The organism is Legionella pneumophila subsp. fraseri, assembly GCF_000586315.1.
GTDB classification, from domain to species: domain Bacteria; phylum Pseudomonadota; class Gammaproteobacteria; order Legionellales; family Legionellaceae; genus Legionella; species Legionella pneumophila_B.
The window spans coordinates 1-22,992 of the sequence record NZ_KK074226.1 but is presented as its reverse complement, the minus strand read 5'-3'; the positions used below and the strand labels follow the sequence as shown (position 1 = coordinate 22,992).

The following is a 22,992-nucleotide window of genomic DNA, read 5'->3' as shown; positions in this document are numbered from 1 at the left end:
TATTTTTTATGCCATTTCTTGTATTTGTTGCTGGAGCGAGCGAGGAAAGCATTGTTGCAATGTTATTGAGATGCATTCTTACTATAATGTCCTACTAATTCAGCCGTATCTATGATATCGCCTTTCATGGCATTCACCACATCTTGGGAAGTGGCATCCGGGCCAAGACTAAGGTAAGTGTCCAAAGCGTAGAGTGTAAAATAGTAACGGTGTGTACCTGTAGGCGGGCAGGGACCACTGTAACCTGTCGTATTCCAGCTGTTTAACCCACTGGTTGCTCCAGCCGGAGTTGCTGCGCCTTCAGCGAGTTGTTTCACTTGAGCAGGGATATTAAACAAGACCCAATGTATCCAATTACCTGTAGGGGCATCAGGATCATGCACTATTAACACATAAGATTGAGTGCCCAGATTCGGATCATGCCATATTAATGGAGGAGAATAATTTAAGCTGCTGCATGTGAATTTTTGAGGAATGACAGCATTTGCTGCAAATGCTGTACTTTCCAATCTTAATCCTGCAGAAAAACACGGTGTAACAAGTAATGCAGAGCTGATTAATGTCAAGATGAGATTTTTTAATATGACCATCATGTTCCCTGTTTCTATTGTTGACTTCGCAATAAGATTATTGAGAGCCCCGGTTTTTCACAAACTCCCTTAAATTATAGATTACGATTGATACACTTGTGATTTCTTTTTCATCAGGACTTACGACCCTCCCCCAATCTCTTTGTGAAAAAAGTTTTTAATTCGATCATTTAGTTTATCTGGACTCCCTCATTAAAAACATTTTTTGCCTCGACCTTGGGTTTTTCATAAGTCCTGTTTATATGAGAAGTGGCGTGTGCTGTTGTTTAGAAAATTTTCTGACCCTATAATGAATTCCCGGTATTTTTAAAGGAATAATTTCTATGAAAGCAATAGGTTACTACCAGTCTTTACCCATTACAGATAATAACGCATTAATGGACCTGGATGTTTCTGTCCCCAAAGCAACTGGCCACGATATTTTAGTTGAAATCAAAGCCGTTGCAGTGAATCCGGTAGATACTAAGGTGCGCCGTAATGTTCAGCCGGAGTCTCAGCAACCCAAAATATTAGGTTGGGATGCTTCTGGGGTAGTCGCTGAAATTGGATCGGAAGTGACTATGTTTAAACCAGGTGACGAAGTATGGTATGCCGGTGACTTAACCAGACCAGGGTCTAATTGTGAGTTTCATTTGGTCGATGAACGCATTGCGGCCAAAAAACCGAAATCATTAAGCTTTCAAGAGGCTGCAGCACTCCCATTAACCAGTTTAACTGCTTGGGAACTTTTATTTGATAGATTGCAATTATCAGCAGAAGATAAAGGGGTTCTATTAATTACAGGAGCGGCTGGGGGTGTGGGTTCTATTTTGGTACAACTGGCAAGGCAACTTACCCAGTTAACTATCATAGGTACAGGGGCACGTTCTGAATCAATTCAGTGGATCATGGATAACGGGGCTCACCATGTCATTGATCATACTAAAGACATGAAGGCTCAATTGCAGAATTTACATTATTCTGAGGTGGATTATGTGATCAGTTTGACCCATACCGATCAACATGCCAAATCTTTGGTTGATATCCTGAAACCTCAAGGTAAATTTGCTTTGATAGATGATCCTCAGGATTTGGATATTAAGCTATTTAAATTAAAGAGTATTTCTATTCACTGGGAAATGATGTATACGCGCTCTATGTTTAAAACCCCTGATATGATCAAGCAACATGATATTTTAACAGAGGTGGCCAGATTGGTGGATGCCGGTAAAATCAAGACAACAATTGCCGAGTGCCTGGGGTCAATCAATGCTGAAAACTTAAGAAGAGCGCATGCTTTACTGGAAAGTGGTACTTCCAGAGGCAAGATCGTTTTGAATGGATTCAAGTCAATTTAGTTATTCTCGAAACAGCGGCGATGCCTGGAATGAAATAGATAGAGTCACTTGATTTTTAAATGATTCTATAAGTAGCCTACGTGCCTCAGCTTGTCTGAGGCATCCAGAGAGCGCTTGGTTGGTATCGCTGACAAGCAGCAGTACCCGGAGGAACACTCATTTAGTTTATCTAACCCCCTCATTAAAAATATTTTTTGCCTTGACCTTAGAGTTTTACGCAAATCTATTTGTCTTAAAAAAATATCTTTTAATTGAAAATTGGACATGATGTTTTATCGTGTTCTATATTAATTAGTACGGGGAATAAAAATATAAGATCAATTCAATCACAAGGAAAAACTATGATTATTTATCTGCTATGGTTATTAGCAGTAACATCATTTAATTTTTCAACGTCTACGATTGCAGTGTCAAAAGCCGAGCCTCAAGGGAATCTTTTATATAGTGAAATACCGTCAATCAAGATGCCTTTGAATGAAATAAAAACAATGCTACAAAAAGAGGGAACTTCTCTTCAACCTGCCGTTATTGATAAAGTGATAACGACCATTCAATGCGCTAATGCTTATCAAGTGGATAGAAATAATATATTGACTATTATTGATTATTCCATGCCTTCGAATCAAAAACGGTTGTGGGTGTTTGATTTGGATAAGAAAGAATTATTATTTCATACTTATGTATCACATGGGATAAAATCAGGAACTCTTTTAACGGATAAATTTTCGAATAAATTTGATAGTAAAGCCAGCAGTATTGGTGTTTATAAAACAGAACAAGCCTATTATGGTCGAGAAGGATTGTCTTTACGATTAGTGGGTTTGGATACCAAGTTTAATGATAACGCCTTTAATCGTTATATTGTTATGCATGGCGGATGGTATATGGATGAACAATTCATCAAGAGATATGGGAGGCCTGGCCGTAGTTGGGGTTGCCCTGCATTACCTTTGCCAATTAAAAAGCAAGTTATTGATACTATAAAAGATAATTCTTTACTGGTTATTTATTATCCCAGCGATGAGTGGTTTAATAAGTCAAAATTTTTAAATTGCGGTAAACAGAAATCTGATCAAGTCATTTTTAACAGGCTTTCTGAGACCCAAACTCCTGTTGATGATGAAATACGGGAAGATATTTTGTTTGTGGATCTTAATAAAAATAATAGTCGTGAAGAGAATGAACCTATCATTACTATGTCAGCAGATGCTTATGAGCGTATTTTTCATTCTCAACCTCCTTTATCCCGTATGTTAAGACGTCAAATTAACAACGCAGAATACATTGCTTTGAGTAAAGAAGAGTTTAACAAACTGGTTCATCAGGGAAATAGGGAAGGTTTGGGAGAAATCCATTTTGTAATACCTGTCATTATTATGGAACATGGGTATTATGAAACCCAAATGCAAATCGTCAATATGGGTAAGATTAAGGACGTTCAGCCCAATTCTGATACGTCTCGTGTTACGCAGGAACCTGCTAAAAGCTATAGAATAGATTTTGAATCAAAACCAGCACTCAATTTAAAAACAACAAACCGCTTTATTCGGTGGCTGGGGCTATAATTTCAATTTGTTACCCTGTTTAATGACAGGGTTGAGTTTACTCACAGCTAGCTGTGTGTAATATGCACAGCGTAAGGCCCTTGGTAAAAATCCTCACCTTTTCCAAATAAGTTATCCAGATCAAACACATTGGGCATAGAGTCATGGCCATGAACATAATTAATGCCATAGGGTTTTTTATTGGGATTAGCGTGGCGATCGAGGATAGAATAATCACGATTCCACAATATTTGCTTAATTGGGCTTGGCGTGTTGGTCTGATTGTGTGCTTCGTTAAGATCCTTGTAATGTCTAGTGAACGTGTTAGAGAGTATCCATTGTTTTATTTTGGAGTTAATTGCGTCAAGGCTTTTGGTTAATTCATACAAGTTAGAGTCTTTAAAAGGAACTTGCAGATCATTGGCTAATGCTGAGATTATTCCTAAATCGATTGGCGCATGAGTATAAATGGTAAGCTCATTTTTATCTTTATTATGCGTATAACCGGGAAGTACTATATGCTTTAAGTAATGATATTGAATCATTTCCAAAATGTCCTGTTTATCAATCAATCCCCTATCAATCAGCCTTCCCATATTCAGCATGGATTGGACTGTGGATTCGTTTTCACCTTCACCGTAAGGATTATAGTTAAAAGATTGTTCAGGTCTTTCATAGGCTGTTAAGAAAAAGTTGCCGTGGTTGGATAGAATCACATCAAAAGGGACATTGGCCTGGTCGAGCTTTTTATAAATAACCAAAGTGTAATAGTCATTCATACCGCGATCACATAGATCATCTCCCAGAAAACGTATCTTGTGTTGGGTATTGATTTCAGCGGAATTGATTATGATTTGGAAAAAGGATAAATCTTTTGTTGTCAGTTCATTAGGATTTTTTTGGTAGATAGTCACAAATAACTTATAGTCCTCTTTATCCATTTTAATCACATCATTGCGAATTAAAAAATAGAGCAATTTCAATGCATTTCCATGCAAATCACCAATAGTGATTTCTACACTAGGCGGATAACTATTGATTTCCTTGGGATATTGTTTCAGGTTTGCTTGCTTGACGTACAGTTCATTGTATGGTTTTTCCTGTTCGGCGAATGATTGAGAAAAATAACAATGAATAATAAAAATGATGAAAAGTGCCATGCGGTTCATGAATGCTACATCCTGTAAAAATTTTTTATTGTTCTGTGTCGATAACCGTATCTAGTAAACCAGGTATACCTTGGTTTGTTCATGAAAGCAATGGTAGACCACTTGCCTCGACCTTGGGGTTTATCGTAAGTTCTGTTAGGGTAAAGTGAAAACGTTTTGATGAGCGGAGTTTTTGCACTGCAGAAACGTTTGCAACGCAGCAATACAATGAAAGAAACAGGTTATTCAGGAGACTATAAAAGTGAAATAAGCAAAAGACAGGGCCAGAGTATAGAGTATCATCAACAATAAACGCCATGTGAATTTAAGCGACAAGGTTAACCAGACAAAAATTAAATGGGTTATTAATAAACCATAAATGATTGTCTTATTGATTGTCATATTACTTTCAGGGGCAAAAATATAATGGCTTGCAGGAAAAGCATTCATCCCGACCACTACAGTCGCCATAATGATAATCAGATACAATAAATAAAGTACAGCTGCATAGGCAAGCACCCAAAGCCCTATTGATTTTTTTTTATCAAATTGGATTAAAATCAAAAGAATAACTACTGAAATGACTGCAATAATATTAAATTTAATATAGGGTGAGGCCAGTATCGGAAACAACGTGATATTTGCCAAAGGCCAAAACCATTCAATGAAAATTGTTATCAGTAGCAGTGGAAGAAATAACAGTCCTGTTACTAACAGTGAATTTTCTTTTTTCTTAATCCCAAGCAGGTCAAAGAGCTTGTGAATGTTATGAGTCGAGTTCACCATGTTCCAGAGCCATGGTGTTACAAAAAGCAAAAAAAATGCAACAAAAAGAAAGAGTAAATTGATAGGGCTTGATAAAAATGAGAAAAAGGAATCTTGCATTATTAATTCATCAACGAATGCTGCCTTAGGTTAAGTATAGCTAATGAATGTTATAATGGCAGCTTCAATTCAGATTTTGCAGATGGTTCTTTTTATCGTATTCTATTTGCACAACGGATAACACTTCCCTATAATGCGCTTCACGCGATGAATCTAACGTCTTGTGCAGTTAATGCAAGTTTAATTAATTCCGCAAATGCCTTCACGGAGATAGAATGGTTTTTTCATCTTTAATATTTCTTTTTTTATTTCTTCCGTGCCTCAACCTGACTTATCTAGTCTGTTTTAAAAGTATCAAGTGGCAAAATTTTGTTTTAATGCTCTTTAGCCTGTCCTTTTATTATTGGGGTGAGAAAGATCATATCTTTATTATGCTTGCGTGTATTTTGATAAATTACCTATGTGGCCTATTGATTGAGGACAGCAAAAAACCTGGACAACGAAAAATCTATTTGATCACCTCAGTGAGCGCATCACTGGCCATGCTCATGTATTTTAAGTACTTTAATTTTTTTCTTGATTCACTGAACAGTGTCTTTGACTTAAATGTTATGGGAATCAGTAAAATTGTGTTGCCACTTGGAATAAGTTTTTATACTTTTCATGCCTTAAGTTATGTTGTTGATGTGTATTGGAAAAAAGTACCAGCAGAGCGTAATTTTGTTACTTTCGTATGTTACGTATCCTTTTTCCCGCAATTGGTGGCAGGACCAATCGTTCGCTATGCCGATATAAGACATTCTTTTTATCAGAGATATATCACTCGTGCAGGGGTACGTAATGGAATTCTGCGTTTTTGTTTTGGCTTGGCAAAAAAGGTGCTTATCGCTAATGAAGTGGCAAAGCTTGCTGATTATGTATTTTACTTGCCTGCCAATGAGTTGACTTTTTGGGTAGCCTGGCTCGGAGCTATAGCCTATGCTTTGCAAATTTACTTTGATTTTTCCGGCTATTCTGATATGGCCATAGGTCTTGGCTTGATGTTTGGGTTTAAATACAAGGAAAATTTTAATTTTCCCTATAATGCCTTATCTATACAGGAGTTTTGGCGGAAATGGCACATCTCATTATCAAGCTGGTTCCGAGATTATTTATATATACCACTCGGAGGGAGCTACAAGTCCAGATTTCGAACGCAGATTAACTTGATCATTGTATTTGGCTTGTGTGGCTTATGGCATGGCGCTAATTATACCTTTATTGTTTGGGGTTTATTTCATGGGTTTTTCCTTATTCTGGAAAGAACCCATTTTGGCTATTTGATGAAAAAATTACCTACGGTCATTCGCCATGGTTATGTACTATCTGTTGTGACAATCGGATGGGTATTTTTCAGGGAAGATAATATTCAGTCGGCACTGGCATTCCTTAAAACGATGTGTGTTCCTGCTGAGTTCAATATCGATTCCATAGCAACATGCATTAATATTATTCTTATTTTTGCTTATATTGTGGGTATTGTGCTTGCGTTAGGATTTAACAGCAGAATAAAGGATAGTCTAATCTTAGGCAGAAATAAAAACTGGATTGTGGCATACAAACAATCGAGTAAGGTCTTTGGAATACTGCTTTTACTGGTTTCGATATTGTTATTAAGCACTAATTCCTATAACCCTTTCCTTTATTTTAGGTTTTGACGATGCGTATTTTTTCCAAGTTTTCTGACAGACTGGTCATCTTTGCTTTTTTGGTAATTATTTTTGTACCAGGGATTGGTATGTTTTTTGAAAAACAAGCGGATGAAGTAAGAGCCCTGTTAAATAGAGAACCTCATCAACTCCCACCCATTAATATAAAAAAAATAGGCCGTACTGATTTCAAGGGCATAGAAAATTGGTTCGTTGATCATACTTTGTTCATGACCTCGTTGAGTAAATTCTGGAGTCATGTCGTATATCAGTTAGGAGCTAGCATCAAACCAGGGCAAGCCATTTTAGGGAAAGAGGATTGGCTGTTTTTAGGCAATGATTACGCGGCTTCTATCGATCAATACACAGGGAGAAATAAACCTGCCGAGGAAGAAATTCTTTTGAAATTATCTGTCTTAAAACAGATGAATCACCTGGCTAACCAAAATAACATTCCTTTTCTAGTGGTCATTGCTCCAGATAAACATGAGATTTATCCGGAATATTTGCCGGCTAATATTCATAAAAGTTCCAACAAGAACAGGCTTGAGCTTTTACAAGAGGGCATGCTTGCTCGAGGTATTGATTTTATCGATTTGAGACAAAAGGAAATAGAAGCCAAAAATACTCTTGGCAAACAGTATGGCGATCTTTATTTAAAGGGAGATAGTCACTGGAATTATGTTGGCGCTTATGTTGCTTACCAGGCGATATCAGATTACATGCAGCAAAAAGGATTACAGAGCAGACAATTACAATTTAATTTCATACCTCGAGAAACCACCTATTCTGATCTTACCAATTTTCTTCAGTTGACGCATATCAAATCCAATAATCCTCTTCCCGATGTTTCGCATTTAAAAATTGATTTGTTTGGTAGAGATATTTATGGAAAAGAGATTAAATTGGATGCTTTCCAAGGGAACCCAAATGGTGTAATCCTTGTTGCGCCTTACGAGAATATTAATAAAGCCTTACAAAACAAACAAACCTGTTTGTTAATAGGAGACAGCTTCTCGGAGTCTCTAAGCTTTTATTTTCATAATGATTTTTATAATACAGTACGTATTCACTCCGGGAATACTTCCTGGAATTTGTCTGATTTAATTCACAAATACCATCCTGATTTGATTGTGTATGAAAAAGTCGAGCGTGATTTGCTCTATCCACTCGTTAATTTTCAAACGACAGCAAATCAAGTGAATCTTGAGCTACCCAAACAGGTTTTAGCTGCCAGGGGAGGACTCGATAAATTCAAGATTGGCCCAGATACAATCTCAGTCAATGGCTGGGCTTATATTCCCGAGTTGGATGCTGGAAATGGGGAAGTGTTTTTAAAGTTGTCGATGGGAAATCAAACTTATTTATACAGTATGAACAAAATGCAAAAACAAAGCGTTAATCTTGCTTTTAAACAGGATGGTAAGCACTTGGATTTGTCGGGATTTAATGGAACTATCTCGCGTAAGGATTTGCCTCTTGGCCTATATAAAATATCACTCATTGTCGTAAACGGCAAGGTGACGGGCGAGACTGAGCTTCCAGGCACTTATACTTTAAGTTAGATGGGATTTTTATAATCGAGCTGGAAGCAAATTGGCTACCAGGCAAAAAGAAATTTTAATGGAAGCTAAAAAGGAGTTGCGATTATTAGCAAAAGACAAAACCCGTTACCATTAAATAAATACTGGGAACATTTCATTCACGAGGCAGATATTGGAGTTCGCGGCATCGGATCTACTCTCCCAGATGCCTTTGAAATGGGGGCTTTGGCATTAACGAATGTAGTTGCTGATGCAAGCCTAATCAACCCTTCTCTATCAATAAAAATACATTGTGAAGCACCCAATGAAGAAATTTTATTTACCGATTGGCTAAATGCCGTGATTTATAATATGCAAATTCATAATATGCTGTTTCGTGAGTTTCAAGTAAAACTCAATCGATTCGCTTTGGATGCTGTCATTAAGGGTGAAAAGGTTGATCAAAAAAAACATCAACCAGTTGTCGAGGTCAAAGGTGCCACCTATACTGAATTAAAAGTATACAAAAATAATAATATTTGGATAGCTCAGTGTGTTGTTGATGTATAAACTCCTTAACAGGAATTAATGTGGTGAACAGTGATGGATTTAAGCCTCTTGAAAAAAATAAACGATTTTGAATGGCAAATACCTCAACATGGAAAGATGTTGGTGCCAGGAGTTATTTTTGCGTCAGAACAACTGATCCTTGATATGGATATGAAGGTTTACGAACAGTTATCTAATGTTGCTACCTTGCCAGGAATTGTTTCTGCCGCTTATGCGATGCCTGACGCGCATTGGGGTTATGGTTTTCCGATTGGCGGTGTCGCTGCTTTTGATCCGGATGAGGGAGGGGTCATTTCAGCAGGAGGTGTTGGTTTTGACATTTCATGCGGGGTAAGGCTCTTATCGACCGGATTGAAGCGAGATGAATTGGAGTCTGTCAAAGCCAGCCTTGCAGATGCTTTATTTGCACATATTCCAGCGGGAGTAGGCAGTAGAAGCGGCATTCATTTAACGATAAAACAGCTCGATGATATGATGCGGGGGGGCGCACAATGGGCAGTAAAACAAGGATATGGTGAAGCTGCTGATTTAGAGCGTATCGAAGATCGTGGTTGTGTCGAAGGAGCTATCCCTGATTGTGTCTCTGAGCAAGCTAAAAAGCGCCAGAAAAATGAAATGGGCACCTTGGGTTCAGGTAATCATTATCTGGAGGTACAGGAAGTTAGGCAAATCTACTGTTCCGATACAGCGACTGCTTTAAATTTGAATGAAGGAGATATTGTAGTGAGTATCCATTGCGGTTCCAGAGGATTGGGTCATCAAATTGGTACAGATTACCTCCGTTCCATGGTTATTGAGTCACAACATTATGGTATCAAGCTGGCGGATAGGGAATTGGCTTGTGCTCCTATTCATTCAAAACTAGGAGAAAATTACATGGGTGCAATGAGAGCTGGAATTAATTGTGCTTTGGCCAACAGAGAAATCATCACCCATTTTATGCGCAATGTGTTTCAGGATATTTTACCTGGCACTCAGATTGATCTTATCTATGATGTTTCTCACAATACTTGTAAAGAAGAATTTCATGAGGTAGATGGCAAGAAAAAGCGCTTGTTTGTTCATCGAAAAGGTGCAACTCGTGCCTTGGGTCCAGGTCATCCACAACTACCTAAAGCTGTTTCTCATATAGGCCAACCTGTGATTATTGGAGGGAGTATGGGAACAAGTTCCTATGTATTAGCAGGCGTCAAAGGTTCTGAGCAAAAATCTTTTAGCTCGGCATGTCATGGAGCAGGTCGCGCTATGAGTCGTCATCAGGCCATGAAGAAATGGAACGGGAAAGATATAGTAGATAAATTGGCTCAACAAGGGATTTTAATTCGCAGTGGGTCATACCGTGGGGTTGCTGAGGAAGCTCCCGGAGCTTATAAAGACGTTCATTCTATTGTTGATGCCGCTGAAATGTCAGGCTTGGCAAAAAAAGTTGCCAAATTAATTCCGGTCATTTGTGTCAAAGGTTAAAAATCCATGTTCTATTGAGGTGAATGGAACAGCCTGTAATTGTAAGGAATCTGTAAAAAAAATGAACGCAAAACAATTTTTAATAAATTTTTAGACTAAAATTAGTTCAACAAGTACGAGGAGATATCCAGAATGAGTACCAACCAGAAAGATCTTGAGAGATTACTTGAATTAAAGAAAAAACAGGAAGACTTGCAAGTTTTAAATGAGAAAGATATGCAAGAAAGAATAAAGCTTGAGAGAAAGTATATGGAATTTTTGCAGATGACCAGCCAGCAAATGGAAGAAGAATTAAAGAAAAGAGGTCCTGTAAAAGAAGTTGATGTGAAGGGTAAGGATATTGATCCTATTATTGAAGACTACAAAAAGCTTTATAGTAAGGAAAGTTGGTATAAAGAACCTGAAACGAAAGACGGAAAAACTCATTTAACTTTCCCGTCTCAGGAAGCAGCGGGTAACTTCTTTAAAGATCAGGCTGGGAAAAACAGATCTTTTATAGTTATCGATGGGGCAACCAATAAAGTGCTCGCTTACTCTAATGGCGATGGAAAACTATACAATGGGAATGGAAGTGTTTACCAAGGCGGTGACTTCAAGGCGTCAAAAGAAGAGTTCACCAGCTTTAAAATGCCTGAAAGAGAAGATCCTAAAATGGGAATGCAGTTGTAATCTGCTTTGCTTTAAATCGGATTCAATGCCGATAATCTTTTTATGATTGTTTACTCTCTTATGTCAAATAAAAATCATGATATCTTTTTTTGATGTTAGTTGTTAAATAATATATCATTTGGCCTGAAAAAAACTTAAGTTTTATCAAATATTCCCAATTCTGGAAGCCATACCCAAATTTCTTGGGTATGGCTTGCATTGTTCATAAGAGAAAAAACATGCTAACTATTAATAGAGAAAAATTTGAGGAAATTAAAAACCAGTTAAAAGAGAAACAATTAGTTTGCAATCAAATTACGCAATGGAAAAAAACTCCACTCTGGTTAAAAGAAATTACGCCTCAGCCAGAGATTCCTCCCGATTTTTTAAATGGATTATGTGAGATTCGAGATACTATTTTATCCTTTGAGATTGATAAGAATACCCTGGGTTTGGCTGTGTTTTATAATGAACTTTATAAGCTTTTAGCCCTGTCGTACAATGTATTAACACCACTTGATACGCAGCTTATGAATAGCCATGTGCTTTTGCTCCAGCGAATTAGTGACTATGCGGGCAAAGTAGACGAACATATAAAAAGTTTGTCAGCAAGTGAAGTAAAGCATTTGGATTACGCCGAGTTTTGGTCGCTGCTTGATGAAGTATGTTCTATTCAAGAGGATGACAGGCGGAAACAGGCAAAGGAAAAATTTTCCCAAAGTATATTCTTGCGTTTGTATCAGTACAATCCAAAAATTTACATGGATGTTTCTGCTCGTTTGGAAGAAACTGATGAGCAAAGCTATACTTTGGATTATTAAAAGATTAGTTGGAGTGAGGTATTGGAAGAACCTTGCTCTCATTAACAGGCTTATTGTCTTGTGTACCATTTATTATCCGGGTTAATTTGCCTGAAACAAAATATAACAAGATAGCGCAGAGTAAAGACCAAAGTCCCAATTGCTTAAATACAGTTAGAAAATCCTGATTTGTAATTAGGGGGTCTACAGATTCTGATTGCACCATGGCATTGGAGAAATACTGGGAAAAAGAGGCTGCGACACCGGTAACCAACATCCAGGTACCCATTAAAATCCCTTGTAAATTTGGGGGAGCTATTCTTCCAATTAATGCATAACCAACGGGGCCAAGAAGCAACTCAGATATTCCCTGCAAAATATGATGGCTTATAATCCAGTATACGCTGATGTACCCATAGGAATTTGAACAAATAATTCCAGATATAAGACATAAAAAGGACAAGGCTAAAAACACGAAGGAACAAGAAAATTGTATGGGAACAGAGACGCGAAAACCTTTGGCTTTTAATTTATTAACAAGCATGGCCATCATTGGCGCTCCTAAAATAATGACCACGGGATTAATGTTTTTTATCCATTGAGTAGCCAATTCAAATGTGAAAAGATGTTTATCCACATTATTTTTGACAAAAAGAGTCACGCCCATTGGCCCAGTTAGATAAATCATCCAAAATAAAACCGAACTGATTGCCAAAATCAAATAGGCCATCATTTTTTTCCTATCGGAAGAGGATTTTTGTTTTAGTCCCAGGATAAAGATGATAAGAAACATGAATAAACAGGTAATTATTACCAATCCATTACTAAAGTTTGCAAATTCAAAACATACCCACATAAAGGGAATAAGAAGCGTAATGAATGCTATTGCCAGAATATTTTTTATGAAAAACCGGTTTTGTTGATTGAGATTGGATGATGGTGACTTTTTATCGCCAAGGTATGCCCAATTTTTTATAATAATCAATAAAGCAATGGAATTGGTCAGGATGCTTGCATAGAACAAATATTGATACTGGTTGGAGTAATCAAAAAAACCGCAGGCTATATAGCCTACGCAATAACCGATATTCATGCCAGCATAACTGAGAAAAAATGCGCTTTCTCTGCGATCATCCTGCGGTAAAAAACATTGAGTAAGCATGCTGTTGCTGGAAGTAACATTCAAACCTGAACCTACCATAAACAAACTTAAGCCGATATTAAGCGTGGAGGGGTGTGCTTGGGCTAAAAAGAATAACCCCATGTTTTGAATAAGAATAGTTGTAATAAATAGCAGTCTGTTACTTATAAAACGACTCCCGATGACACCGCCGATTAGTTGAAAAATATAACTAAAACTTAAAAATAGGCCCACTATGCTATTGGCTGATGAATTTTCAATTCCAAGTTGTTTGGTAATAAAAAGTGCGAGTGAAGAATATTGAACAGCGTATGAAAAAGTCGAAAATGCCTGGATTAAGCAAAGTGCAGCAACTCCGCCTGGCATTTCCCGAATTATTTTAATCATGAAACTTTTAGGCTGATTTTATAAGAATTGACTTTACCATTATTAATCAGTTGTCTTCAAGAATGTAGCTTGCTGCTATTGTAATTAATCATAGTGGATAATTTGGACTATACTTGGGTTGCTTGACGTTTCAACTGGCTTGAGTTGAAAAATCAGCAGTTTCTGTTATAGGTCAACAATTCATTAGATTTTTTGCTGGATTTGCTACAATAAGACTTGTAAAGAAGCCAATTACAGGAGATAACCATGAACTCTAATGCTCATAAGGAAAATGAGGTGGCAATAATTCATAAGCTCATTGAAGATTACGCCAATGCGGCACGTGACAAAGACATCAATAAAATTATGTCTCACTATGCACCAGATATTCGTTCTTTTGATGCGGTTTCCCAGCTTCAGTTTAAGGGAGTTGATGATTATAGAAGGCATTGGGAAACCTGCCTTTCATTCTGTCCGGGGTCGACAGTATTTGAAGTGCATGAATTAGAAACCGTGGTAGATGGCAATTTGGCGGTTTCCTGTTATTTGACTTATTGCGGAGGAACTAACGAAAAGGGTGAAACACAAGGAGGGTGGATGCGAGGTACAATGGTACACCGCAAAATGAATGGAAAATGGAAAATTATTCATGAGCATTATTCTGTTCCCTTTGACATGAAAACAGGAAATACCTTATTTGATTTAAAACCATAAGATGTGATTGTATTCAGTCATAGCGTAATTAACATAAAGTATAAGGTTTATTGATATGAGTCTCAGGATATTATCTTTAGCAGACGTGAAGCAGAGCATTACAATGAAGCAAGCCATCAATGCTTTGGAAAGTGCTTTTATTCAATTGGCAAATAACAGGGTGAAATTGCCCCTGAGAACAGGTGTTGCCATTGAAGAAGAGAATGGATTAATGTTGACTATGCCAGGTTATCTTGCCCAGGAAAAAAGCTTAGGCTTAAAAGTAGTATCCATTTTTCCTGAAAATTTGGCTAAAAACAAGCCTACTATCACCGGTTTTATTATGTTGCTTGACGCAACGACGGGTGAAGCGAAAGTATTAATGGATGCTGCTTACCTCACTTCCTTAAGAACAGGCGCTGTTTCAGGGTTGGCAACACAATATTTTGCAGGCGATAGCGCAACTCGGGTCGCAATCATTGGGTCAGGTGCTCAAGCGAAAACACAACTTGAGGCGGTTGCTTCTGTACGAGATATACAACAGGTTTTTGTTTGGTCGCGCAATACTAAAAATGCCGAAAAATTTGCTAAAGAATTTGAAGATCAATTTGATATGACAATTTGCTCTTCTGTTGCCTTGGCAGTGAAAGATGCCGATATTGTTTGTACAGCAACCAATAGTACAGAGCCACTAATTCATTTTGGAGACATTTCGCCACATGTCCATATTAATGCCATAGGCTCTCATCATCCTTCAATGAAGGAAATTGGTGATGATGTTTTAGGCCGGGCAGTGGTGATTGCTGATCAGTTAGACGCTGTTTTGGCAGAATCAGGTGAAATCATTAGCGCAATCGAGCACAATCATTTAAAAAAGGAATCCATTATTGAAATTGGCCAATGGTTGTTACAAAAGAATACTGACTATAAAGATAAACTCACGGTGTTTAAATCCGTTGGTTTGGCAATACAGGATTTAAGTGTTGCTGAAGCAGTTTATCAAAATGCATTGAAGAATAATCTGGGTGAGATGTTTTCTATAAGTTAGCAAGGGTACAAGGTACAAGAGTAACCATAAATGAGTTATCCTGTAAAAAAGAATGCATTTTTCTCGGTTTTATATTCCTTACGGCATTTGATTGCTCTATTGGTTATGTTGGTTGGTATTTATTTGATTAAGACAGTAACAGTAATATTGTATATTTCTTCTGATTATTCAACGCTTCCACTTCTGTCTGTGTGCAGCGTCTTGTGGTTGTCTAATGAGTTTTTTTTACGTTTTATATTAGTTGTTAATTTTATTATCAAGCCACTTTTTCTCTATTTCGGAATTTTATTTTGGTTTTATTACCTGAATAAAAAATATCATTGATTCATGGAGGCGGACTACAAGCCTAAAGTCCGCATCCATTTCTTGTAAAAGCTTTAGACATCAAAACGGCAAGAGAGCAGCCCCTGTATTTGTTTCATCTTGAACTAAAATCAGATCATTAAAGAATACTTCAACATTGAGGCACTGATCCATGACTCAAAACAGTGGCATTGTTGAAAAGGACTGATTATTGAAAGTTATTGATGTCTTGAAATCACTCATCAAAAAATTGAACTTCTCCTGTCTCAAGCTGATATAAACCACCAACCAGTGCAATTCTTTTTTCATCAAGCAATTGATGTACGATGTCACTGCGTTGTGTAATTTCATTCATGGTATGTTTTACATTCAGACTGGTAACGCAATTCAAAAACTCTGGGCTATGAACATCGTGTTTTGAATCCAGTTTTTTAGCTTCCTGAATCACTGGATTGATTTTATTCAGCAGATTCGTCAGGTTACCCAGCTTTACACCATCACAGGCTCCTTTAATTGCCCCACATTGAGTATGGCCTACAACAGCAATCAGTTTGACACCTACTACCTGACATGCAAATTCAATGCTGCCCAAAATATCATCATTTAAAATATTACCAGCAACGCGAATACTGAAAATATCTCCAAGACCTTGGTCAAAAATCAGCTCTGCTGGAGTGCGTGAATCCATACAACTTAAAATAACAGCAAATGGAAATTGCCCTTGAGATGTTTCATTGACTTGCTGGATCAAGTTGCGATTTAACTTAAGGTTACTAACGAAACGCTTATTGCCTTCTTTTAAGAGCTCAATAGCTTTCTCTGGAGTAATTGCTTGTTGTTGTTCTTTGGTTAAAGTCCACATGATTTAAATTCCTATTAATTTAACTTGAATATTTTTAGTTTTTGAATTCAAAATGAAATTTTGAAAGACTTCTTTAATATCATGATCAATAATTTTGGATCGAGACCCATCAATAATTACCTCTGCACCTTCTGGTATATTCTTTAATTCGTTGATTATACTTCCTTTATTTAAAAAAGTTACCTCTTCCGCCAGTTTCAGACAGTAGTGAGTTTTGTTTTTGCCACGGATTTTAATAATATCATGTGAATTAAGAAAGTGATGGCGCAAGATAATAAAAATAGCTACTGAAAAGCCTAAAGTAATCCCGAAAAGCAAGTCACTAAAAATAATTCCAATAATTGTAATCATAAATGGTACGAACTGTTCCCATCCCATTTTATACATTTGTTTGAATAAAGCGGGTTTGGCCAGTTTGTAGCCTATGAGAATCAGGATGCTAGCTAATGATGCAAGTGGAATTTCATTGAGTATTTCTGGTATGCTGATGACACAAATAAAAAGTAATAAGCCATGTAAAATGGCGGACAGCTTGGATTTTGCTCCAAAAGCGACATTGGCGCTACTACGCACAATAACCTGTGTAATCGGTAGTCCGCCAATCAAGCAAGAGAGTATATTTCCTACCCCCTGGGCTTTTAATTCACGGTCTGTAGACGTTACTCTCTTGTAGGGATCCAGTTTATCAACAGCTTCTACGCAGAGCAGTGTTTCCAAACTGGCGATTAGGGCAATGAGGATTGCTATTTTGTATATTTTCAAATTGGTAATTAGCGAAAAATCAGGCAGTGTTAAATAATTAAATAATTCGGATGCTTTGTTAAATTTCGGCAGTTGAACCAGTTCCGATGGATCAAGGGAAAAACTTGTTAGTCGGTGTTCATAAAACAAGTTCAAAGCAATTCCCAGGATGACCACGACAAGGGGGCCTTGTATCATTTCAAACAGTTTGTGCTTTTTTACCAGCACTTTATCCCAAAAAATCAGGGTTAAAAGAGAAACAACACTGATAAGAACAACCTCAGGGTTAATATCACCCAGAGCATCTTTAATGTCATTGATATCCAACTCACCATCTTCCATACTCATTAGGAGTGGCGTGACGTCGTGCCCTAACAAGTGAGGAATTTGTTTTAAAACAATAATGATACCGATTCCTGTGAGCATGCCTTTGATTACGGAGGAGGGAAAATAGTAAGCAATAATTCCACCACGCAGAAAACCTGCAATTAATTGCAATATTCCAGCAATCACACCAGCTAACAAAAAAGCTTCCCAGCTGCCTAATGTCTCTACAGAGGAAATGACTATTGCTACAAGTCCTGCTGCTGGCCCGCTCACTCCAAGCGCTGAGCCGCTGATAAACCCTACGACTACTCCACCAATAACACCAGCAATAATTCCTGAAAAAAGAGGAGCATGTGAAGCTAATGCTATGCCCAGACATAAAGGTAAAGCCACAAAGAAAACAACAATCGATGCTGGTAAGTCATGTTTGAGATGAACAAATAAACCGCGCTTCATAATGGCCTCATATTCAGTGATTTGCTTAAGCTCCTGTAATGCTAATGTACTTTCTAAATTGAAAGTATAGTTTATCTGGTCATTTTTTTGTAAAACATCGTCTTAATTTAATAATTTGCAATGACATACCGCAATCTCTGAGGTCAGAGTGGATTTTGTATCCAACTCTAAATTTTCCTTTGCAACTCTCTTTACTACGGAGGTAAAGAGGATGCTAAAGGCGCACATTGCTCATAGATTTTTGGCAATAAATCAACTTGCTTTTTTTATGTCTATTAATTTACCTTTGGGTTTGGATACCTCCTTACGTGGCATTGTAATAGTGAGTACCCCATTTTTAATCTGAGCCTTGATGTCTTCTTGATTAGCATCTTCGGGAAGTGATAACACGCGTTGAAATGAGCCATAAGCACGTTCAACTCTATAAATGTTTTTGTCTTTTTTTTCTGACTCATGTTTCTTTTCACCTTTGATGATCAAGGTGTCATTGCTTAATTCTAATTTAATATGATCTTCTTCTACGCCAGGCACTTCCACGGTGATGGTATATTCCTTATCCGTTGCTGCAATATCGATACAGGGTTTAAGCAACAGATTTTGGGCTGATTGAGGGAGTGTTTTGTCTATATCCAGATTAGGAATCCCAACGCTTCGTAAGACATTATCAAATATCCTGTCTATTTCTTGATGCAGTTGGCTCAGAGGAGAAATATAGTTTTGTCCAGTGGTGCTGCTAATCGGTACACTCTTATTCTGAGTTTCTTCCTCTTTAAACCAATTCCAGGGAGCAAGTTTTTTAATGTCCATAGTCGTAACCTCCATTAAATTTGGGTTAAGTCAATTGAGTTATTGCTGTTATTAGATTTATCTGGTTAACATTGAATCAATTATTGCCAGGAGAAATCTGGGCATTTCATCTAAAACCCGTGCCGGATTTTCCATATCCCCCGGCACATTATTTTAATTGGAAATTTTTTTCTTGCTTTCCGGTTCGAGTGTCTTACCTTTTTTACTGCTTTCTTGATCAGAAATACTCTTAATTGGAATGATGCGTGGTTTCGCTTCTTCCGGTATTTCACGAATCAAGCTAATAGACAATAGTCCATTTTTTATTTGTGCACCAGTTACTTTCATATGATCTGCAAGTCGAAAGGTGTGTTCAAAGGCACGTGTCATAATGCCTCGGTGTAAGTATTCAGACCCCTCGTCTTTTTTTTCTTGAATGCGACCGCTAACCGTTAACTGATCATTTTGCACCATGATATTCAGATCACTCTCCTGAAATCCTGGAACAGCCATTGTGATCGTGTAGCTGTCTTCTCCATGTTTCTCAATGTCATAGGCCGGATAGGCATAGGTTGAATCATCGGCATTTCGCATTGATTCAAACAAATCATTGAATCGTTCAAAGCCAACGGAATGTCGTAGTAACGGGGTTAGTGATAATGAGGTAGTGTTCATAATATATCTCCTTAACTTTGAGGCCAAGATTAATATTACCCGAGCACCTTACAGGCTGCTCCACGTCTCACAGTTGATTTGTAAAAAACATACGTTTGTTGTAAGTTTAAATAGGGTCGATTGACAAAATTTCAAGTAGCAAAATGACAGTTTTTTTCAATCTAAAAAGAAAAAATTTCCAGAGCTGAATAATGATTTTTGCGGTTATGTTGCAATTACAATATTAAAGTATTTGAAAAATTAACTAGTTACCACCAAACTATTACACAGTAGAATAAATTAAAATATTCGACAAGTTTTCACGTTCGTAAGGGATTTGTAGATACAGAATAAGGAATCTGTTTTATGTCAAAACATCTATTCTATGGAGTATTACTTATTTTATTGAGTATGAAAGCCTATTCTCAGGATGTTGTTAATAGAGATACTGCAACGCGAACTGAAACCTTTGAAAAAAAGGATATTACCTATCACAATATTATCGATTGTGATTATAAAATCTCGCCTGAAATTTCTCATATTGATTCGGATATCATTTTAAATTGGGCTGAATATGCGACTATTCTGTCTTTTAATTTGAATTTTGCGTCCATAGAATCCCAATTAAATCAATTACACTCTTGTTATACTGAAAAGGGATGGGGGCAACTGCAAAATGCTTTACGCAAGTCAAATAACATAGAAACTATTAAAGCAGAGAAATTGGCAGTAAAAGCCTATAGAGATGGGGAGGCTCAAATAATAGAAGCTTTGGATAATCGATGGAAAATTATATTACCCTTAAAAGTTATTTATGAAAATGATAAAAAAAGAGTGACTCATTTTCTTAATATTTATCTGACCATAGGCTGGAAAAATAAAGATAGTTTAGGAATTATGCAAATGATCGCTATTCCGCGTTTGGCACCACTTGCTCAAAAGGTGACGCCAGCTGGTGAAGTAATTAAAAATATCGGTATAATCCTGGCTGAGAGAAAAAAGGCCAGTTTAGATAGTGCAAGAAAAATAACAGATTCCTTTTTTGTGCCTTTATTTTCAAATCATGGAGAATATTCTAAAAGAAATCTTGCTTTGAGTAACAGGGTTTCGCAAAGAGTGGCAATTATTCAACCAATGCCAAACTTAAATCCCACTCATAATCTTGTGAGAATGCAATCATTTGATATGCCTGAATCTGCAAAAACTCCATATTTTGCTTTATCTCAACAGAGATCCCTTGTTAACGATTCTGATTATAACAAGATCACTCTGAGTGATTTAGGCAACAAAAGTCGAAAACTCTATCCAAACTGGTTAAGCCAGATCGGTTTGTATTCTTCTAAATTACAACTTAATTCATTGATTACTCGAATTAATCCCTTGCCTTTATGGCGTGCTTTTTCTCAATATAAACAATCCATAAGAGACAAATCAGATAATATTGAGGCAATCAATAAGCAAAAGCCGATTTTAAGTGCTCAGATAGAAGGAGAGCCCCAGTTTATAGAGGTGAAAGAAAATCAATGGGATGTTAAATTACCTATAAAAGTTGTTTATCAAAAAGACAATGAGAGAATAATTCAACGCCTTGATGTGAATTTAGCATTAGATCAAGAGATGATAAATAATTTGATGGTTAAGAATAAGCGGGTTGATTCTAATAGGGTATTACAATCTTTAAAATCGATACTGGCATCTTCTTCTCTTCAGCTATCGCCTCAATTGTTCCTCGATTCTCAGAACAGTCAACTCAAACAACCTGAGCAATCACAATCAAAAGAAACGGTTTCTTGTCACTATAAAATCCCTGCAGCAACTATAAAAACAGACAAGAGTATTATTTTAAGATGGGTTGAATATGCCGCAACACAATCTTTTGCTTTTGATTTTACTTCCATTGAGTCTCAGCTAAGTAGACTGCAATCATGCTACACGGAAAATGGATGGGTTGAGTTTAATTCTGCTATGATGAAATCAGGGAATATCGAGGCAATTAAAATGCAAAGACTCACTATGACTAGTGAAGTTAATGGGGTAGCAGAGTTCATTGAAACCAGAGAGAACCATTGGATTATAGCATTGCCCTTAAAAGTAACTTATAAAAACGATACCATGCGAGTTTCCCAATTGCTGAATCTTCAATTAACTGTAGGCAGGAAAACCAATGGTGAGTTGGGGGTAATGCAATTGATAGCTACTCTGGATCCTTCTTCTTCTCCTCCTCCCTAGATTTCTTTCAAATGAATACAAATATTTTTGAAGCGCATAATTTCTATTACTATGACTATAATGAAAACATATCGATGAAATATTAAAACCATAGAAAAGACATGGTAGGAATCAATGACTTCAATCAGTGAGTGGTGGATGTGGTTGGGTTTTTTAGCATTTGTGCTCATTATGCTGTTTGTTGATTTGTTTGTGTTTGGTGGGAGAAAGGCGCATCGTATTTCTACGAAAGAGGCTTTATCCTGGACCATATTATGGTTTACTTTAGCTATTATTTTCAATTTTCTTCTATGGTGGTATCTTATCGAGAATTTCACCTATTCTGTAGCCAATGAAAAAGCCCTTGAATTTTTTACGGGTTATCTGATAGAGAAGTCTTTATCGTTTGATAATATTTTTGTTTTTCTTATTCTCTTTGAATATTTTGCAATACCGGCCAAATATCAACATCGAGTTCTAATCTATGGCGTTATTGGCGCTATTGTTATGCGTTTAATCCTTATTTTGTTAGGGATATGGATAGTTAATCAATTTCATTGGATTCTTTATATTTTTGGTTTTTTCCTGATGATAACGGGAATCAAGATGTTTATTTTTGCTGATAAGAAACCAGAGCTCGCAAAAAATCCCATACTGCAATGGATGCGAAACCATTTGCGGATTACTGAGGAATTACATGGTGAGCGATTTTTTCTCAGGAAAAATCAACTTGTCTATGTGACCCCTCTTTTTATGGTTCTGATTCTTATTGAGGTCAGTGATCTGATTTTTGCTGTGGATAGCATTCCAGCAATCTTTGCCATAACCAATGATCCTTTTATCGTATTTACTTCTAATATATTTGCAATCTTAGGGTTACGCGCTTTATATTTTCTACTTGTGAACATGCACAAACGCTTTTATTTTCTCAAATATGGGCTTGCCTTTATTTTAGTATTTGTGGGCTTTAAGATGCTTATCGCTCCTTGGTTCAAGATACCGATTTTCATTGCTTTAGGTATTGTTATCGCAACTCTGGTTTTTTGTATTCTATTCAGTCTTTGGCATAGAAAAAATGAAGTAAGCTGATGTGGAGGCTTTTCAGTGTTTCAAGGCTTTTCATGTATGAAACTTGAACAATTGCTGGGTTTTGCCATAATTAAATAGTCAGGGCTTACGAAAAATCTCAAGGTCAAGGCAAAAAATGTTTTTAACAAAGAGATTGGGGGTGCGTATTCCGGAGGACTTGATCACTAATTCCGTTAGGCAT

The 22,992-nt window shown here is 37.0% G+C and carries 20 protein-coding genes; 12 read left to right on the top strand and 8 right to left on the bottom strand.

The genetic code is table 11. The annotated features are described in order from the left end of the window. Positions 1-62: 62 nt before the first annotated feature. Positions 63-590 carry a YbhB/YbcL family Raf kinase inhibitor-like protein gene (locus CC34_RS0112675; RefSeq protein ID WP_028379609.1) on the bottom strand — a complete coding sequence of 176 codons (528 nt, stop codon included), beginning with the start codon at positions 588-590 and terminating at the stop codon, positions 63-65. Positions 591-913: 323 nt separating this feature from the next. Here CC34_RS0112675 and CC34_RS0112670 point away from each other — a divergent pair, with 323 nt between their 5' ends. Together CC34_RS0112670 and CC34_RS0112665 are read left to right on the top strand one after the other, a co-directional pair. Then, entirely contained in the window at positions 914-1,927 is a 1,014-nt protein-coding gene (locus CC34_RS0112670) for a zinc-binding alcohol dehydrogenase family protein (RefSeq protein ID WP_027227251.1), read from the top strand. Positions 1,928-2,268: 341 nt separating this feature from the next. Further along, on the top strand, positions 2,269-3,492 hold the full coding sequence (locus tag CC34_RS0112665; RefSeq protein ID WP_027227250.1) for a murein L,D-transpeptidase catalytic domain family protein: 1,224 nt from the start codon (positions 2,269-2,271) through the stop codon (positions 3,490-3,492). 47 nt (positions 3,493-3,539) lie between these two features. On the opposite strand, the gene wipC is transcribed toward CC34_RS0112665, so the two are convergent. Both wipC and CC34_RS0112655 read right to left on the bottom strand, forming a co-directional pair. Continuing rightward, positions 3,540-4,640, bottom strand: coding sequence for a Dot/Icm T4SS effector WipC (gene wipC, locus CC34_RS0112660; protein WP_028379608.1), 1,101 nt, complete (start codon positions 4,638-4,640; stop codon positions 3,540-3,542). 225 nt (positions 4,641-4,865) lie between these two features. After that, entirely contained in the window at positions 4,866-5,504 is a 639-nt protein-coding gene (locus CC34_RS0112655; protein ID WP_028379607.1) for a hypothetical protein, read from the bottom strand. A 410-nt stretch (positions 5,505-5,914) separates the two neighbouring features. On the opposite strand from CC34_RS0112655, the gene CC34_RS0112650 reads away from it, so the two are divergent. The 6 genes from CC34_RS0112650 (at position 5,915) to CC34_RS0112625 (ending at position 12,158) form a co-directional block, all read left to right on the top strand. Next, positions 5,915-7,141: an MBOAT family O-acyltransferase gene (locus tag CC34_RS0112650; protein WP_231957892.1), complete on the top strand. Its 1,227-nt coding sequence runs from the start codon at positions 5,915-5,917 to the stop codon at positions 7,139-7,141. A 2-nt stretch (positions 7,142-7,143) separates the two neighbouring features. Then, the gene (locus tag CC34_RS0112645; RefSeq protein ID WP_028379606.1) at positions 7,144-8,697 is read left to right on the top strand and encodes an alginate O-acetyltransferase AlgX-related protein; all 1,554 of its coding nucleotides are present in this window, start codon (positions 7,144-7,146) and stop codon (positions 8,695-8,697) included. Positions 8,698-8,778: 81 nt separating this feature from the next. Beyond that, entirely contained in the window at positions 8,779-9,225 is a 447-nt protein-coding gene (locus CC34_RS0112640; RefSeq protein WP_308471470.1) for an archease, read from the top strand. Positions 9,226-9,258: 33 nt separating this feature from the next. Next, entirely contained in the window at positions 9,259-10,689 is a 1,431-nt protein-coding gene (locus tag CC34_RS0112635) for an RtcB family protein (protein WP_028379605.1), read from the top strand. A gap of 132 nt (positions 10,690-10,821) precedes the next feature. Beyond that, entirely contained in the window at positions 10,822-11,358 is a 537-nt protein-coding gene (locus CC34_RS0112630; RefSeq protein WP_027227243.1) for a hypothetical protein, read from the top strand. A gap of 218 nt (positions 11,359-11,576) precedes the next feature. Continuing rightward, positions 11,577-12,158 carry a hypothetical protein gene (locus CC34_RS0112625; protein ID WP_027227242.1) on the top strand — a complete coding sequence of 194 codons (582 nt, stop codon included), beginning with the start codon at positions 11,577-11,579 and terminating at the stop codon, positions 12,156-12,158. Between the two features lie 4 nt (positions 12,159-12,162). Here CC34_RS0112625 and CC34_RS0112620 read toward each other — a convergent pair whose 3' ends face one another. After that, a complete protein-coding gene (locus tag CC34_RS0112620; RefSeq protein ID WP_028379604.1) occupies positions 12,163-13,665 on the bottom strand; it encodes a peptide MFS transporter in 1,503 nt (500 codons plus the stop codon). Positions 13,666-13,911: 246 nt separating this feature from the next. Between CC34_RS0112620 and CC34_RS0112615 the strand changes: the two genes are divergently transcribed. Together CC34_RS0112615 and CC34_RS0112610 are read left to right on the top strand one after the other, a co-directional pair. Then, positions 13,912-14,358: a YybH family protein gene (locus CC34_RS0112615; RefSeq protein WP_027227240.1), complete on the top strand. Its 447-nt coding sequence runs from the start codon at positions 13,912-13,914 to the stop codon at positions 14,356-14,358. A 55-nt stretch (positions 14,359-14,413) separates the two neighbouring features. Continuing rightward, entirely contained in the window at positions 14,414-15,385 is a 972-nt protein-coding gene (locus CC34_RS0112610; protein WP_027227239.1) for an ornithine cyclodeaminase family protein, read from the top strand. A 538-nt stretch (positions 15,386-15,923) separates the two neighbouring features. Here the strand turns inward: CC34_RS0112610 and CC34_RS0112600 are convergent. The 4 genes from CC34_RS0112600 to CC34_RS0112585 all read right to left on the bottom strand — a co-directional run bounded on the left by CC34_RS0112600 (position 15,924) and on the right by CC34_RS0112585 (position 19,535). Continuing rightward, positions 15,924-16,550: a carbonic anhydrase family protein gene (locus CC34_RS0112600; RefSeq protein ID WP_027227237.1), complete on the bottom strand. Its 627-nt coding sequence runs from the start codon at positions 16,548-16,550 to the stop codon at positions 15,924-15,926. A gap of 3 nt (positions 16,551-16,553) precedes the next feature. Further along, positions 16,554-18,074: a SulP family inorganic anion transporter gene (locus CC34_RS0112595; protein WP_027227236.1), complete on the bottom strand. Its 1,521-nt coding sequence runs from the start codon at positions 18,072-18,074 to the stop codon at positions 16,554-16,556. A gap of 252 nt (positions 18,075-18,326) precedes the next feature. Further along, a complete protein-coding gene (locus CC34_RS0112590) occupies positions 18,327-18,881 on the bottom strand; it encodes an Hsp20/alpha crystallin family protein (RefSeq protein ID WP_027227235.1) in 555 nt (184 codons plus the stop codon). Between the two features lie 153 nt (positions 18,882-19,034). Then, entirely contained in the window at positions 19,035-19,535 is a 501-nt protein-coding gene (locus CC34_RS0112585; RefSeq protein WP_027227234.1) for an Hsp20 family protein, read from the bottom strand. 345 nt (positions 19,536-19,880) lie between these two features. Here CC34_RS0112585 and CC34_RS0112580 point away from each other — a divergent pair, with 345 nt between their 5' ends. Together CC34_RS0112580 and CC34_RS0112575 are read left to right on the top strand one after the other, a co-directional pair. After that, positions 19,881-21,743 carry a DotI/IcmL family type IV secretion protein gene (locus CC34_RS0112580; protein WP_027227233.1) on the top strand — a complete coding sequence of 621 codons (1,863 nt, stop codon included), beginning with the start codon at positions 19,881-19,883 and terminating at the stop codon, positions 21,741-21,743. Positions 21,744-21,857: 114 nt separating this feature from the next. After that, positions 21,858-22,811 (top strand): TerC family protein, encoded by a 954-nt coding sequence (locus tag CC34_RS0112575; RefSeq protein WP_027227232.1) that lies wholly within the window; start codon positions 21,858-21,860, stop codon positions 22,809-22,811. Positions 22,812-22,992 lie beyond the last annotated feature (181 nt).

Bases quoted from the DNA above. Each gene is read 5' to 3' on its own strand.
- CC34_RS0112675 (WP_028379609.1), bottom strand. From the start codon at position 590: ATGGTCATATTAAAAAATCTCATCTTGACATTAATCAGCTCTGCATTA.
- CC34_RS0112670 (WP_027227251.1), top strand. From the start codon at position 914: ATGAAAGCAATAGGTTACTACCAGTCTTTACCCATTACAGATAATAAC.
- CC34_RS0112665 (WP_027227250.1), top strand. From the start codon at position 2,269: ATGATTATTTATCTGCTATGGTTATTAGCAGTAACATCATTTAATTTT.
- wipC (WP_028379608.1), bottom strand. From the start codon at position 4,640: ATGAACCGCATGGCACTTTTCATCATTTTTATTATTCATTGTTATTTT.
- CC34_RS0112655 (WP_028379607.1), bottom strand. From the start codon at position 5,504: ATGCAAGATTCCTTTTTCTCATTTTTATCAAGCCCTATCAATTTACTC.
- CC34_RS0112645 (WP_028379606.1), top strand. From the start codon at position 7,144: ATGCGTATTTTTTCCAAGTTTTCTGACAGACTGGTCATCTTTGCTTTT.
- CC34_RS0112635 (WP_028379605.1), top strand. From the start codon at position 9,259: ATGGATTTAAGCCTCTTGAAAAAAATAAACGATTTTGAATGGCAAATA.
- CC34_RS0112630 (WP_027227243.1), top strand. From the start codon at position 10,822: ATGAGTACCAACCAGAAAGATCTTGAGAGATTACTTGAATTAAAGAAA.
- CC34_RS0112625 (WP_027227242.1), top strand. From the start codon at position 11,577: ATGCTAACTATTAATAGAGAAAAATTTGAGGAAATTAAAAACCAGTTA.
- CC34_RS0112620 (WP_028379604.1), bottom strand. From the start codon at position 13,665: ATGATTAAAATAATTCGGGAAATGCCAGGCGGAGTTGCTGCACTTTGC.
- CC34_RS0112615 (WP_027227240.1), top strand. From the start codon at position 13,912: ATGAACTCTAATGCTCATAAGGAAAATGAGGTGGCAATAATTCATAAG.
- CC34_RS0112610 (WP_027227239.1), top strand. From the start codon at position 14,414: ATGAGTCTCAGGATATTATCTTTAGCAGACGTGAAGCAGAGCATTACA.
- CC34_RS0112600 (WP_027227237.1), bottom strand. From the start codon at position 16,550: ATGTGGACTTTAACCAAAGAACAACAACAAGCAATTACTCCAGAGAAA.
- CC34_RS0112595 (WP_027227236.1), bottom strand. From the start codon at position 18,074: ATGAAGCGCGGTTTATTTGTTCATCTCAAACATGACTTACCAGCATCG.
- CC34_RS0112590 (WP_027227235.1), bottom strand. From the start codon at position 18,881: ATGGACATTAAAAAACTTGCTCCCTGGAATTGGTTTAAAGAGGAAGAA.
- CC34_RS0112585 (WP_027227234.1), bottom strand. From the start codon at position 19,535: ATGAACACTACCTCATTATCACTAACCCCGTTACTACGACATTCCGTT.
- CC34_RS0112580 (WP_027227233.1), top strand. From the start codon at position 19,881: ATGTCAAAACATCTATTCTATGGAGTATTACTTATTTTATTGAGTATG.
- CC34_RS0112575 (WP_027227232.1), top strand. From the start codon at position 21,858: ATGACTTCAATCAGTGAGTGGTGGATGTGGTTGGGTTTTTTAGCATTT.